Consider the following 13341-nt stretch of genomic DNA (forward strand, 5'->3'; position numbering starts at 1 on the left):
GAACATGCGTGGCTATGGCCAGACCCCACCGGACCCGCAATGGCCGGACGGGGCGAAGGTCGCGGTTCAGTTTGTGCTCAACTACGAAGAAGGCGGCGAGAATTGCGTTCTCCATGGGGATGCCGCCTCCGAGGCGTTTCTGTCCGACATTCCAGGTGCCGCCCAGTGGCAGGGCCAGCGCCACTGGAACATGGAGTCCATCTATGAATATGGCGCGCGGGCCGGTTTCTGGCGCCTTCATCGCCTGTTCACCCGGGCAAATATTCCGCTGACAATCTACGGAGTTGCGACCTCCCTGGCGCGCAGCCCGGAGCAGGTCCAGGCCATGAAGGACGCGGGTTGGGAAATCGCCAGCCACGGCCTGAAATGGGTCGAGCACAAGGACATGCCCGAAGCGGAAGAACGCGCTGTCATCGCCGAGACAATCCGCCTGCACACCGAAGTGGTCGGAGAACGTCCGCGCGGCTGGTACACAGGGCGCTGCTCGGAAAACACGGTGCGGCTCATTGCTGAAGAAGGCGGGTTTGCCTATGTCTCCGACACCTATGACGACGACCTGCCCTATTGGCTGGAAGTGGGCGATCGTGATCAGCTGATCATTCCCTATACGCTTGAAGCCAACGACATGCGTTTCGCGGTGGCGCCCGGCTGGAGCGACGGCGAGGATTTCTACAATTACCTGCGCAACGCCTTTGACGCCCTTTACGAGGAAGGCACGGCGGACACGCCGAAAATGATGTCCATCGGCCTCCATTGCCGACTGGTCGGCCGGCCCGGCAAGATCGCGGCGCTGAAGAAATTCATCGAGCATATCCAGACACATGAGGGTGTCTGGTGCCCGCGCCGGATCGAGATCGCGGAGCATTGGGCAAAAACCCATCCGCCTCAGAAGGGCATGCGGCCAAGCCGAATGGACAAGGCGGAATTCGTCGAGACCTTTGGCGGCATTTTCGAACACTCGCCGTGGATTGCCGAGCGGGCCTTCGAGCTGGAACTCGGCCCGGCCCATGACTGTGCCGCCGGTGTCCATAATGCGCTGTGCCGCATGTTCCGGTCCGCCAGCGAGGAAGAACGTCTCAGCGTTCTGACCGCACACCCGGACCTCGCCGGAAAACTGGCAGCCGCCGGTCGTCTGACGGCCGAAAGCACCAGCGAACAGGCGAGCGCCGGGCTCGACATGCTGACCGACGAGGAGCGGGAGACCTTCACGCAGCTCAACACGGCCTATGTCGACAAGCACGGTTTTCCCTTCATCATTGCCGTGCGCGACCATAACAAGGCGTCGATCATGGAGGCGTTTCATCGCCGGATCGACAATGACCGGGCCACCGAATTTGATGAGGCCTGCCGTCAGGTGGAGCGGATCGCCCAGTTCCGGCTGAAGGATCTGCTGCCGTGAGCCGGATCCTGACCCCGTTGCCGCTGACGTCAGAGGCCTTCGCGGCTTACGGCGATGTGCTTGAGGTTGCAGGAAGTCCGGACAAGATCATCAATCAGGGCATGTGCGGCCGGCATCATGACCTGGCAAAACTCGATTTCGGCACCGGCCGCGCCGGCATCAGCCTGTTTGACGCCAAGGCACGGGCGTTTCCCTATGTGGTCGACATGGTCGAACGCCATCCGGAGGGAAGCCAGGCCTTCATTCCGCTTGATGGTGTGCCGATGATCGTGGTGGTCGCGGACGATCAGGACGGCGCACCGGTCAACCTGGCGGCGTTCATCAGCCAGCCCGGCCAGTCGATCAATCTTCACCGTGGCACCTGGCACGGTGTTTTGGCCCCGCTTGGCAAGGCGGGCCGCTACGCGGTCGTGGACCGCATTGGGGACGGTTCCAATCTTGAGGAACATTGGTTTTCCGACCCCTGGACTGTGGAGGCTCCCGCACCGGACTGAGCCTCCCTTTTCGGACGATCGCTGCCCGCGAAATGAGGCGGCGGCGTCCCTCGACCTTCAGAGGAGCAAAAATGTCTAACGCATCGATCGGGTCGCCGGAGCAGCTCCGCGATCCCAACTACACGCCGCCTTTGATGAAGGCGATCCCCCTGGGCATCCAGCACGTTCTGGCGATGTTCGTCTCAAATGTGACCCCGGCCATCATCGTGGCCGGTGCTGCCGGCTTCGGTTTCGGGTCCAATTCGCCGGACTTTCCCGAACTTCTCTATCTCATCCAGATGTCGATGGTGTTTGCAGGTGTTGCGACCCTGTTTCAGACCATGACGCTTGGTCCGGTCGGGGCAGGTCTGCCAATCGTGCAGGGCACATCCTTTGCCTTTCTGCCGATCATGATCCCGCTTGTTGCCGGCAAGGGGGTCGACGGTCTGGCGGCGCTCTTTGGCGGCGTCATCATCGGCGGCCTGTTTCATGCCGTTCTGGGACTTTTCATCGGCAAGATCCGCTTTGCCCTGCCACCTCTGGTCACCGGCCTCGTCGTCACCCTGATCGGCCTGTTGCTGGTCAAGGTCGGCATTCAGTATGCCGCCGGCGGCGTGCCGGCCATCGGCACAGAAGAATTCGGCTCGCTCCTGAACTGGTCGGCCGCGCTTGTCGTGATCGTCGTGACCCTCGGGCTCAAATTCTTCGCACGCGGCATGCTTTCCGTCTCCGCGGTGCTCCTGGGACTGATCGCAGGTTACATTTTCGCGCTGGCCACCGGCATGCTGTCCTTCGGTGCGATTGCCGGATCCTGGGACAAGGCCGCCGCCTTCGCGCTGCCGCAGCCGTTCAAATACGGGTTCGAGTTCTCCCTCGCGGCCGTGATCGGCTTCTGTCTCATGGCCTTCGTTTCTGCGGTTGAAACCGTTGGTGACGTGTCCGGGATCGCCAAGGGCGGCGCAGGTCGCGAGGCGACCGACAAGGAAATCGCCGGAGCCACCTATGCCGACGGTGTCGGGTCTGCCATTGCCGGTTTTTTTGGAGGGTTCCCCAATACTTCCTTCAGCCAGAATGTCGGCCTGATTGCCATGACCGGTGTCATGAGCCGCCACGTCGTGACCATCGGTGCGATTTTCCTGATCGTCTGCGGCCTGATCCCGAAAGTCGGTGCCATCATCCGTACGGTTCCGATTGAAGTGCTCGGCGGTGGTGTGATCGTGATGTTCGGCATGGTGGTGGCCGCAGGCATTTCGATGTTGTCCGACGTCAACTGGAACCGGCGCAATATGGTGATCTTCGCCGTCTCGCTGTCCATCGGCCTCGGCCTGCAGCAGGTGCCGGACGCCCTGCAGCATCTGGGCGACACGGCGCGGATCCTGCTGACCAGTGGTCTCTTGCCGGCAGCTGCGATTGCGATCGTGCTGAACCTGGTTTTGCCGGACGAGCTCACCGAGGAATCCACCGAAGAAGTGTCTGGCGGATTGTCAGGACATGGCCACGGTTCTCTGCCCAAGGAAGAGACGGCCTGATCAGCTCCAGGCAGAACGAGACAGAAGGGCCGCGCAAGCGGCCCTTTTTGTCATATGCCAGCCAGCGATTTCATGACTGCGGGGATTTGCCGGCCCGATCGTGGCGGCTGGAGAACCGGTTACAGCAACAAATGCGACACAGAGGGCGCATAGAGCGCGTCCACGGCGGCGGCTGTTGCGCCGAGGGCAACTGTGGTGGCACCCGATGTGCCAATGTGGATCCGTTCCGTCAGCGGTGAACCGTCGAGGCGGCGTGGCAGGGGGGCCGCCCGTTCGAGCAGTGCCGCCAGAAAGTCCGGCTGGATGATGCCACCCAGCACGATCGCTTCCGGGTCCAGCATCATGTCGACCAGATTGATCATCTGGCGCATGTAGGGGGCTACCTCTTCCATCCATCCCAGGACATCGCGGTCACCCGCCTCGAACAGGGTTTCGATCCGGCTGACGGAGGCATGCGCGGTCGGCTCAAGCTCCAGACGCGCGCATAAAGCGTGGAGCGAAAGATAGCGCTCTAGGCAGCCGGGGTTGCCACAGCTGCAGCGGGGTCCATCCGGGTTGATGATCACGTGACCGATTTCGCCCGCGTTTTTGGAGGCGCCCGGATAGAGGGCTCCATTCAGGACAAAGCCGGCACCAAGCCCCATGCCGAACTGGACAAAGGCAAAATTGTTGAAGCTGCGTCCGATGCCATAGACATGTTCCCCGAGTGCCGCGGCAGACGCATCGTTCTGCAGGACGACCGGCAGCCCGAGGGCCTTCTGCAATGCGTCCAGATTGGCCGTTGACCCGAATTCGGAGAAGGTTGTGGCATCGGCGCGGGCGTCTGGCGCTTCGGTGCTGTCAAAGGGGCCGGGCGCCGCGAGTCCGACGCCGAAAAGGCGCGCCGAAAGAACTGGTTCCGCTGCCCGGAAGTCATCGGTCATGGTGATGATCCTGGCATTCGCGGAGGCCGGTGTCGCTGCCTCTAGAGTGCCGGTCGATTGCCAGACGATCTGACCCAGCAGATCACAGGCGGTGGCCGTTACCGACAGTCGGTCGACATGAAAGCCGAGGCTGAAAGCGTGATCCGCCTTGAGCTGCACCGTCATGCCGGGGTGACCCCGGCCACGGGCCTTCTGGGCCTTCATTTCCACGACGCCGCGGCTTTGCAACTCGCCAACGATGTTCTGAACCGTTTGCCTGGAAAGCGACGTGATTTCAGATATTTCCGTCCGGCCGATCGGCCCTCTTGTTCGTATGACCTCGAGCACGACCCGGTGATTGTGGGTCTTGGCGCGCGTCAGGTTCGTTCCGCTGGTTCGGAAGGACGTGGGGATCGGTGTGCTGTCGTTCATGCATCGAATACAGCAGATTTTATTTTTTCTATCAATTTGACAAAATAAAAAAACCACGCTTAGGATGCGCTCGCTCACACAAGAACCGGAGGGCAGAATGAATACGTTTGGAAAACTGATTATGGGGTCCGCCATCGCGACCTTGGCCATGGCGTCCACCGCGCTGGCCGACACCACACTCAATGCACTTTTCATGAGCCAGGCGGCCTATAGCGAGGACGACATCAAGTCGATGACCGCCAAGTTCGAGGCGGCCAATCCAGGCGTCACGGTCGACCTGGAATTCGTCCCCTACGAGGCTTTGCATGACAAGATCGTCGCGGCCGCCGGCGCGGGCGACGACGGATATGACGTCGTGCTCTTCGACGTCATCTGGCCGGCGGAATTCGCAACACGCGGCTTTCTGACCGATGTTACGGACCGTATCCCGGCCGACTATACCGATCAGGTTTTCGACGGTGCCTGGACCACGGTCGAATATGGCGGCAAGCGCTACGGCATGCCCTGGATCCTCGATACCAAGTATCTGTTCTACAACGCGGAAATGCTCGAAGAAGCCGGCATTTCAGAGCCGCCAAAGACCTGGGGCGAGCTGGTTGCCCAGGCCAAACAGATCAAGGACAAGGGCATTGTCGAATACCCGCTGGTCTGGAGCTGGTCCCAGTCCGAGGCCATGATCTGCGACTTCACCACGCTGACGGCTGCCAATAACGGCGCCTTCTTCGAGGAAGGGCAACCGGCCTTCACCGTTGGCGGCGCCAAGGATGCCGTGACCTTCATGAAGGCAAGCCTCGACGACGGTCTGACCAACCCGTCTTCGCGGGAATATTTTGAAGAAGATGTCCGCCGGGTGTTCTCCAATGGCGAGGCAGCTTTTGCCCTCAACTGGACCTACATGAACGCACTCGCCAATGATCCGGCCGAAAGCAAGGTTGCCGGCAAGGTGAAGGTTGCCCCGGCTCCGGGTGTTGCCGGCAAGACCACGGCCTCCAGCGTCAATGGCTCCATGGGTCTCGGCATTCCCGCCAACAGCCCGCATGCGGACGAAGCCTGGGCCTATATCTCTTTCCTGACCCAGAAGGACATTCAGGAAGATTACGCCAAGCTCAGCCTGCCGATCTGGAAAGCGTCCTATGACAGCCCGAAAGTGGCCGAAGGTCAGGAGGACCTGATCGCGGCGGCCAAGCAGTCGATCGCCGTCATGTATCCGCGTCCGCTGGTGCCGTCCTACACGGAAGTCTCCGACATTCTTCAGAAAAACATCCACCAGGTCCTGCTCGACCAGGTCGGGGTGGAAGAAGGCCTTCAGGCAGCCGCTGACCGCGTCAAGCGGATCCGCTGATCCGGCCTGACCTGAAGGAGACAGACTTATGCATGGCCGACGCCAGACAAGAGAAAAATGGACCCTCCTGGCGCCGGCCATGCTCGTGCTTGCGCTGATCACCCTGATCCCGCTGGCCAATACACTGTGGCTGAGTTTCACCGACACCAAGATCTCGGCCCTGCCCGTGCCGGTCAATTTCATCGGCCTTGAGAATTACGTCTATGCGCTGACCGATCCGGACTTTCAGTCTGCGCTCCATCGCACGCTCTATTTCACGATCGTCTCGGTTGGGCTTGAAGGCATTCTGGGGGTCGCTGTCGCCGTTCTCCTGAACCAGGAATTCAAGGGACGGCTTGTGCTGCGGGCGCTGATCATCCTGCCCTGGGCCGTGCCGACTATCGTCAATGCAGTCGCCTGGCGGCTGATCTACCATCCGGATTACGGCGCGCTGAATTCGCTCCTCTTCCAGCTCGGGTTGATCTCCGACTACCGAAGCTGGATCGGTGATCCGGCAACGGCCATGAACATGGTCATCCTCGCCGATGTCTGGAAGAACTTCCCGCTGGTTGCCTATGTGGCCCTGGCCGCACTGCAGACCGTTCCCGGTGACCTCACCAGGGCGGCGGCCGTCGAGGGCGCCGGACCCTGGAAACGCTTTGTCTCCATCACGCTGCCCTGGATCGCCGGCCCGCTGATGGTGGTCATGGTGCTGCGGACCATCGAGGCCTTCCGGGTTTTCGACATCGTCTACGTGATGACCGGCGGTGGTCCCGCCGACAGCACCAAGACAGCAAGTTTCTATGTCTACCAGGAGTATTTCAACTACCTGAGAAGCGGCAGCGGTGCGTCTTATGCCGTACTTGTTGCCGGCATCAGCGCGGTCCTGATCCTGGTCTATTACTCCGCTTCCAGGCGGCAAGCGCAGGGAGCGGTCGCATGAGGCGGTCTTTTTCACAGAGCCTGATTGTTTATGGCTGCGCCCTGCTGCTGGCCGCCTTTACGGCGGGTCCGCTGCTGTGGCTGGTGGTGATGAGTATCAGCGCCCCGACCGATCTCACCGAAGTGCCCCTGCGCTGGATCCCTTCGGAGGTCGATTTCAGCCGGTATGCCAGTCTGCTCAGCCTGGAGGGTGGCAACGGCGAGCGTTTCCTGAGCGCGCTCCGGAACTCCATCCTGACGGCAGGCGGCGCGACGACAGCCGCGCTTCTCCTGGCCATTCCGGCGGCCTACGCCTTTTCCAGGCGGCGCGCCTCCATGGTGCTGCTCTTTGCCTTTCTGGCGACCATCATGATGCCGCCGATCACCTATATCCTGCCGCTTTATTCCACCTTCAGCGCCTTTGGTCTGCTCAATCACACAGTCACGCTGGTGATCGTCTATACCGCCATGCTGCTGCCGTTTGCGACCTGGCTGATGAAGGCCAATATCGACGTTCTGCCGCTGGAAGTGGAGCAGGCCGCCTTCATGGAGGGCGCCGGAACAGCCTACACCATCCGCGAGGTGGTCCTGCCTCTTGCCCTGCCGGCGATTGCGGCGACCGCAATGCTGTCCTTCCTCGTTGCCTGGGACGAATTCTTCTATGCGCTGATCTTCACCAACGATCTCAGCTCGAAGACCCTACCCGTCGCCATTGCCGACTTCTCCGCAGGCCGTGTCACCGACTACGGCGTCATTGCCTCGGTCGGTGTGCTGGCCACTCTGCCGCCGGCCATCCTCGCCATTGCTTTTCAGAAATTCATCGTCTCCGGACTGGTTGCCGGTTCGGTCAAGGGCTGAACCTGCCGGAGAGAACAAGGATCCCGCTTCATGTCGCAAGACCCCATCCTGACAGTCAGCAGCCTTCAGAAGCGCTATGGCGACGTTCATGTCCTGAAAGACATTGACCTTGCCATGGACCCCGGCGAATTCCTGGTGCTTGTCGGTCCGTCCGGCTGCGGAAAATCGACGCTTTTGAGCTGTATCTCCGGCCTGACCGAAGTCTCCTCCGGCGCCATTCACATTGCCGGCAAGGATCGCACCCATGACGAGCCGGCCGACCGGGACATCGCCATGGTGTTCCAGTCCTACGCGTTGTTTCCGAACATGAGTGTCGCCCGCAACATCGGGTTCGGCCTGGAAGTGCGCAAGGTCGCAGAGGCGGAGAAGACCCGGAAGGTGGCCGAAGTCGCAGAGCTCCTGAAGATCAGTCACTTGCTTGACCGGAGACCGGCTGAACTGTCCGGCGGCCAGCGTCAGCGCGTCGCCATGGGACGGGCGCTCGTGCGTGATCCGAAACTGTTCCTGTTCGACGAGCCGCTGTCCAATCTGGACGCCAAGCTCCGCGTTACCATGCGCACCGAGATCAAGCGCATCCACCAGACGACGGGCGCTTCCATTGTTTATGTTACCCATGACCAGATCGAGGCCATGACGCTCGCAAGCCGGATCGTCGTCATGAAGGACGGCGTGGTACAGCAGATCGGCACGCCGCAGGACATCTACAACGCGCCGGTCAACGCATTTGTCGCCGATTTTATGGGGTCGCCCGCCATGAACCTGATGACGGCAAAGGCAGCGCGGGACGGAGATCGAATCCGCATCGAGATCCCGGTCGCCAATGGCGCGCCCGTGGAGCTGTTCGACTATGGCACGGCGCCGGACCGTTTGCCCGCCGATCCAGGCGATGTGCTGGTCGGATTGCGCCCGGAGGCCATGAAGGATGCCGCCCACATGAACGGAGCGCTCAACGATCGCGCCGTCCAGACCGCCGATTGCCTGCTCGACGTGGTCGAACCGGCCGGTGCCGACACCTATGCAGTTATCAACCTGGGTGGAACAGAAGCCGTCGCCCGGCTCTCTGCCGATGCACAGGTGACGGCCGGCGACATCACCCGGATTGCCTTCGACCTCTCCAGGATCTCCTATTTCGACATTGCCTCAGGAACCCGTTTATGACTTTTTCTCAAGGCCTTGCGGCGGATATCGGCGGCACGAACACGCGTCTTGCGCTGGTGGAAAACGGCCGGGTGCGCGAGGAAACCATCGCGCGTTATCGAAACCGCGAATTCGGCAGCCCGGAAGAAGCGATCGACAGCTATCTTGCCGATACCGGCCGCCCCAGATGCAAATCGGCCGTCATTGCAATTGCGGCCCCCATCGAGGGCAAGGCCATTCGCATGACCAACCATCCCTGGATGTTTGACGCCGAAGGCATCGGCAAGGTGCTGGGAGGGGTTCCGGTCACGTTTCTCAATGATTTCGAGGCGCTGGGCTATTCCCTCGACCGCATCGCGCCGAACCGCCTCACGAACGTATACGACCCTGGCCTGCCGGTTCGGGAGAAAGCCACACGCCTTGTTGTCGGGGCCGGAACAGGCTTCAACGCGGCCGCCCTTTATCAGAACCTGCACGGCCTTCAGGTCGGCACAGGGGAATGCGGTCACAGCACGCTGGCCGTGGAAACCGAAGCCGAACTGCGGCTCTGGTCCTACCTTGCGCGAAACCGGGGCCGGGCCTCCATCGAGCGCGCGCTGTCCGGCAACGGTCTGCGGGAAATCTACGAATGGACCTGTCTGGAGGATGGGCGGGCTCCGGACACGCTGGGGCCGGCGGAGATCGCGTCGCTGGCCAATTCCGGCGGTGACCGGTGCTGCGAGAGCGCCGCGCGGCAATGGGTGACCTTTCTCGGCCGGGTCATCGGCGACCTCGCCCTTGTCTTCCTGTCACTGGGCGGCATCGTTCTGACCGGTGGCGTGACCCGGAGCCTGGCGAAATTCCTGCAGGAGCCTGAATTCCTGAGTGCTTTCTGTGCCAAGGGTCGTCAGCGGCAACTTGTGTCCGGCATTCCGGTGCAATTGCTCGACGATGATTTCGCGGCCCTCAGCGGCTGTGCTGCGCGAATGTCAGCCTAGGGATCAGGACGTCAGCCCCTGGTCTTCAATCACCGACTGGACAGCAAGGCGGAACAGTTGCTCGGCCGCACCTGGCTGCGTGTCCGGGCGGGTCATCAGGCCCACTGGTCCCTTCGTGATGTCGGTCTCAAAGGGCAGCCGCACCAGATGACCGTCGGCGGTTTCGTTCTGCACCACACCGGAAGAGATGATCCAGACCGCATCCGTGTTGCGCGTATAGATCCGCCCGAAAGCACCGGAAACCGTCTCGATCTTGTTGGGAATTTCGCCGACGCCGTTGGCAATCATCAACCGTTCGACCAGCGGCCGGATCGCGGCGCCTTCGGGGGGATAGATCACCGGCCAGTCGATGACTTTCTTGATGTCCGGATTATCAAGAAGCGGATGACCGGCGCGCACGATCAGGTCAACCTGTTCGGAATAGAGCTGGGTAAAGGACACGCCCTCCATGGCGTCCGGGCGCCCGAGCCGGCCAATGACGAGATCAAGCTCGCCGAGTTTCAGCCGTTCGATCAGGTAGCCATGCGGCCCGTCCATGATCTGCAGCATCACATCTGGCGCCATGGCGGCGAATTCCCGGACAACAGGCGGCATGAAACTGGCTGCGACCGTCGGCAGCGCCCCGACCTTCAGCGTCTCCCGGGCACTTCCTCCCTCGCGCTCCACCCCGTCGAGCCCCTGCTGCAGGCTGGCCAATGAGATCTGCGCGAAGTGCAGGAACACCTTGCCCTGCCGGGTGAGCTGAATTCCCGCGCGGTTCCGGCTCATCAGGCTGGCGCCGATGATCTCCTCCAGCTCCTTCAGGGTCTTTGAAATGGCAGGCTGGGTCAGGTGCAGCTTGTCTGCCGCCAGTTTCAGGCTGCGCTCCCTGGCAATCTCTACGAAACACTGGATATGCCTGAACTTGATACGCCGGTCGATCATTTACTTATTCTTTTTGGAAAGAAAGAGGCCTCATATCTCATTTTACTTCCCGATTTTGATCATTCAATATCAAATCAATCAGGGAGGACAGGATGCGCACTCAGGTTGTCATTGTCGGCGGCGGGCCGTCGGGGCTGTTGCTCGGCCAGCTGCTGCACTTGAAAGGCATCGAAACGATCATTCTGGAGCGCAAGACGCGCGACTACGTGCTTGGCCGCATTCGTGCCGGCATCCTGGAGACCGGACTGGTCAACATGATGCGCGAGGCCGGTGTGGCAAGGCGCATGGACAAGGAGTGCTTTGTCCACCATGGCACCTGCATCTCCTATGAAAACGAGATGTTCGACATCAATTTCCAGAAGTTGATCGGCGAAAATGTCGTCGTCTACGGCCAGACCGAGGTCACGCGAGATCTCTATGACGCCCGCGATGCGACTGGTGCCCGGACCATTTTTGAAGTCGAGGGCGTGGAGATCCGCGATGCCGACACGGATGCGCCTTATGTGACTTTCCTGGAAGACGGCAGCGCCAGGCGGATCGATTGCGACTTCGTGGCCGGCTGCGACGGATTTCACGGCGTCAGCCGGAAGACGATCCCGGACACGGTTCTGAAGGAATATGAAAAGGTCTATCCCTTCGGCTGGCTCGGCGTCCTTTCCGAAACACCGCCTGTCCACGAGGAGCTGATCTATGCCAATTCCTCGCGCGGATTTGCGCTTTGTTCGATGCGCAACGAAAATCTGTCGCGCTACTACGTCCAGTGCAATCTCGACGACGACATCCACGAATGGACGGATGACCGGTTCTGGGACGAGTTAAAACGACGTCTGCCGGAGGCAGTCGCGGCCCGACTGGTGACCGGCGCCTCCATCGAGAAGTCCATCGCACCCCTGCGGTCCTTTGTCTGTGAGCCGATGCGCTGGGGACGGCTGTTTCTGTGCGGTGACGCTGCTCACATCGTCCCGCCCACCGGCGCCAAGGGGCTCAATACGGCGGCTTCGGATGTCCATTACCTCTTTGAAGGCCTTGTGCAGTTCTATCAGGACAAGGACAGCGAAGGCATCGACCGCTATTCGGAGAAGGCCCTGGCCCGGATCTGGAAAGCCGAACGCTTCAGCTGGGCGACCACCAACATGCTGCACCGGTTCCCGGACCAGACCGACTTTGACCTGAAGATGCAGCGCGCGGAGATCGAGTCCCTGCACTACAATGAAATCGCGCAGAAATGGTTCGCGCAGAACTATGTCGGGTTGCCTTACTGATGAACATCGCTCGTCTTGATGGTGCAGACATTCACTGGCGCGCGGATGGCGACCCGACTGGTGCGACCGTTGTTTTCGCCAATTCCCTCGGCACCGACCTGCGTCTCTGGGACAAGGTGGTCAATCGGGTCTCGGGACTGGGGCTCCATCTGGTCCGCTTCGACAAGCGCGGCCATGGCCTCTCCTCTTGTTCACCGGCTCCGTATTCGCTGGAAGCCCTGGTCCAGGACACGGAGCAGCTCTTGGACATTCTCGAGGTTCGGTCCTGCGTTTTTGTCGGGCTTTCCATCGGCGGCATGATCGGCCAGTTGCTGGCCAGCCGGCAGCCGGAGCGGGTCAAGGCCCTCGTCCTGTCCAACACCGCGGTGAAGATGGGAGAGCCTGCCATGTGGCAAAGCCGGATCTTAAAGATCCGCGCAAATGGCATGGACAGTATCGCCGACGCCGTTCTGGAGCGATGGTTCGCTGAAAGGTTCCGCCAGAGCCCGGAAAGCCTCGGCTGGCGGCACATGCTGACCCGGACGCCGGCCGAGGGTTATATCGGTTGCTGTGAAGCCATTGCAGCGGCCGACCTGACGGCCTCCACCTCGGAGTTGGAGCTGCCTGTGCTCGGGATTGGCGGCTCGGACGACCTGGCCAGCCCGTCGGACCTTGTCCGGGCGACCACGGATCTTGTGGGCGGGAGCCGGTTTGTCGAAATCGAAAAGGCCGGTCATCTCCCCTGTGTCGAACAGCCGGATGTCTTTGCCGGTCATCTGGTCCCGTTTCTAAAGGAGCATCTCCATGTCTGACCGGTTTGAGACTGGCATGAAGGTTCGCCGGGCGGTCCTGGGCGATGCCCATGTTGATCGTGCCGAAGACGCCAAGACCGCACTGGACGAACCGTTCCAGACCCTGATCACCGAGACCGCCTGGGGCAATGTCTGGGCCTCGGATGGCATCAGCGACCGGGAGCGGTCGATGCTGACGCTTGCGCTGCTGGCCGCCCTCGGCAATTTCGAGGAAATTCCGATGCATATCCGGGCAACCGCCAATACGGGCGCCAGCAAGCAGGATGTGCTGGAAGCGTTTCAGCACGTGGCCATCTATGCCGGCGTTCCCCGCGCCAACCAGGCGCTGAAGCTGGCGAAACAGACCTATGCGGAAATGGAGGCCGGCAAGGCCTGACGGCGCTTAACCCCCATCTGTGCCGGGGAGGAGAGGAAA

13 protein-coding genes are annotated in these 13341 nt (G+C 61.2%); 11 read left to right on the top strand and 2 right to left on the bottom strand.

What is annotated here, in order from left to right:
* Positions 1–4: 4 nt before the first annotated feature.
* The 3 genes from puuE to ACO6TG_RS15860 all read left to right on the top strand — a co-directional run bounded on the left by puuE (position 5) and on the right by ACO6TG_RS15860 (position 3401).
* Positions 5–1399, top strand: a complete 1395-nt coding sequence (gene puuE, locus ACO6TG_RS15850; protein WP_422378891.1) for an allantoinase PuuE — start codon at positions 5–7, stop codon at positions 1397–1399.
* Entirely contained in the window at positions 1396–1893 is a 498-nt protein-coding gene (locus ACO6TG_RS15855; RefSeq protein WP_422374082.1) for an ureidoglycolate lyase, read from the top strand. Before puuE ends, ACO6TG_RS15855 begins: the two co-directional genes overlap by 4 nt.
* A gap of 71 nt (positions 1894–1964) precedes the next feature.
* The gene (locus ACO6TG_RS15860; RefSeq protein ID WP_422374083.1) at positions 1965–3401 is read left to right on the top strand and encodes a uracil-xanthine permease family protein; all 1437 of its coding nucleotides are present in this window, start codon (positions 1965–1967) and stop codon (positions 3399–3401) included.
* Between the two features lie 119 nt (positions 3402–3520).
* Here the strand turns inward: ACO6TG_RS15860 and ACO6TG_RS15865 are convergent, their stop codons facing one another.
* Positions 3521–4735: an ROK family transcriptional regulator gene (locus tag ACO6TG_RS15865; RefSeq protein ID WP_422374084.1), complete on the bottom strand. Its 1215-nt coding sequence runs from the start codon at positions 4733–4735 to the stop codon at positions 3521–3523.
* Positions 4736–4832: 97 nt separating this feature from the next.
* On the opposite strand from ACO6TG_RS15865, the gene ACO6TG_RS15870 reads away from it, so the two are divergent.
* From ACO6TG_RS15870 to ACO6TG_RS15890, 5 genes are read left to right on the top strand one after another with little or no spacing between them, the layout of a single operon-like run.
* Complete coding sequence (locus ACO6TG_RS15870) at positions 4833–6077, top strand: extracellular solute-binding protein (protein ID WP_422374085.1); 1245 nt, start codon at positions 4833–4835, stop codon at positions 6075–6077.
* Positions 6078–6105: 28 nt separating this feature from the next.
* A complete protein-coding gene (locus ACO6TG_RS15875; RefSeq protein WP_422374086.1) occupies positions 6106–6999 on the top strand; it encodes a carbohydrate ABC transporter permease in 894 nt (297 codons plus the stop codon).
* Positions 6996–7835 (top strand): carbohydrate ABC transporter permease, encoded by an 840-nt coding sequence (locus tag ACO6TG_RS15880; protein ID WP_422374087.1) that lies wholly within the window; start codon positions 6996–6998, stop codon positions 7833–7835. Before ACO6TG_RS15875 ends, ACO6TG_RS15880 begins: the two co-directional genes overlap by 4 nt.
* Before the next feature lie 30 nt (positions 7836–7865).
* Positions 7866–8993, top strand: a complete 1128-nt coding sequence (locus ACO6TG_RS15885; RefSeq protein ID WP_422374088.1) for an ABC transporter ATP-binding protein — start codon at positions 7866–7868, stop codon at positions 8991–8993.
* Positions 8990–9949 carry an ROK family protein gene (locus ACO6TG_RS15890; RefSeq protein ID WP_422374089.1) on the top strand — a complete coding sequence of 320 codons (960 nt, stop codon included), beginning with the start codon at positions 8990–8992 and terminating at the stop codon, positions 9947–9949. Before ACO6TG_RS15885 ends, ACO6TG_RS15890 begins: the two co-directional genes overlap by 4 nt.
* A 3-nt stretch (positions 9950–9952) precedes the next feature.
* Here the strand turns inward: ACO6TG_RS15890 and pcaQ are convergent, their stop codons facing one another.
* Positions 9953–10873: a pca operon transcription factor PcaQ gene (gene pcaQ, locus ACO6TG_RS15895; RefSeq protein ID WP_422374090.1), complete on the bottom strand. Its 921-nt coding sequence runs from the start codon at positions 10871–10873 to the stop codon at positions 9953–9955.
* A 92-nt stretch (positions 10874–10965) separates the two neighbouring features.
* Here pcaQ and pobA point away from each other — a divergent pair, with 92 nt between their 5' ends.
* The 3 genes from pobA to pcaC are packed head-to-tail and all read left to right on the top strand — an operon-like array spanning position 10966 to position 13302.
* Complete coding sequence (gene pobA, locus ACO6TG_RS15900) at positions 10966–12135, top strand: 4-hydroxybenzoate 3-monooxygenase (RefSeq protein WP_422374091.1); 1170 nt, start codon at positions 10966–10968, stop codon at positions 12133–12135.
* Positions 12135–12926: a 3-oxoadipate enol-lactonase gene (pcaD, locus tag ACO6TG_RS15905; RefSeq protein ID WP_422374092.1), complete on the top strand. Its 792-nt coding sequence runs from the start codon at positions 12135–12137 to the stop codon at positions 12924–12926. The genes pobA and pcaD overlap by 1 nt, the downstream gene beginning before the upstream one ends.
* Positions 12919–13302 carry a 4-carboxymuconolactone decarboxylase gene (gene pcaC / locus ACO6TG_RS15910; protein WP_422374093.1) on the top strand — a complete coding sequence of 128 codons (384 nt, stop codon included), beginning with the start codon at positions 12919–12921 and terminating at the stop codon, positions 13300–13302. Before pcaD ends, pcaC begins: the two co-directional genes overlap by 8 nt.
* The last annotated feature ends 39 nt before the right edge of the window (positions 13303–13341 follow it).

The sequence above is a fragment of the Roseibium sp. genome (genome assembly GCF_965233565.1).
Lineage (GTDB): Bacteria > Pseudomonadota > Alphaproteobacteria > Rhizobiales > Stappiaceae > Roseibium.

Excerpts from the sequence above, each read along its gene's own strand:
- ACO6TG_RS15880 (WP_422374087.1), top strand. The coding sequence starts at position 6,996 with ATGAGGCGGTCTTTTTCACAGAGCCTGATTGTTTATGGCTGCGCCCTG.
- pcaC (WP_422374093.1), top strand. The coding sequence starts at position 12,919 with ATGTCTGACCGGTTTGAGACTGGCATGAAGGTTCGCCGGGCGGTCCTG.
- pcaD (WP_422374092.1), top strand. The coding sequence starts at position 12,135 with ATGAACATCGCTCGTCTTGATGGTGCAGACATTCACTGGCGCGCGGAT.
- ACO6TG_RS15865 (WP_422374084.1), bottom strand. The coding sequence starts at position 4,735 with ATGAACGACAGCACACCGATCCCCACGTCCTTCCGAACCAGCGGAACG.
- puuE (WP_422378891.1), top strand. The coding sequence starts at position 5 with ATGCGTGGCTATGGCCAGACCCCACCGGACCCGCAATGGCCGGACGGG.
- ACO6TG_RS15890 (WP_422374089.1), top strand. The coding sequence starts at position 8,990 with ATGACTTTTTCTCAAGGCCTTGCGGCGGATATCGGCGGCACGAACACG.
- ACO6TG_RS15870 (WP_422374085.1), top strand. The coding sequence starts at position 4,833 with ATGAATACGTTTGGAAAACTGATTATGGGGTCCGCCATCGCGACCTTG.
- pcaQ (WP_422374090.1), bottom strand. The coding sequence starts at position 10,873 with ATGATCGACCGGCGTATCAAGTTCAGGCATATCCAGTGTTTCGTAGAG.
- pobA (WP_422374091.1), top strand. The coding sequence starts at position 10,966 with ATGCGCACTCAGGTTGTCATTGTCGGCGGCGGGCCGTCGGGGCTGTTG.
- ACO6TG_RS15875 (WP_422374086.1), top strand. The coding sequence starts at position 6,106 with ATGCATGGCCGACGCCAGACAAGAGAAAAATGGACCCTCCTGGCGCCG.
- ACO6TG_RS15860 (WP_422374083.1), top strand. The coding sequence starts at position 1,965 with ATGTCTAACGCATCGATCGGGTCGCCGGAGCAGCTCCGCGATCCCAAC.
- ACO6TG_RS15885 (WP_422374088.1), top strand. The coding sequence starts at position 7,866 with ATGTCGCAAGACCCCATCCTGACAGTCAGCAGCCTTCAGAAGCGCTAT.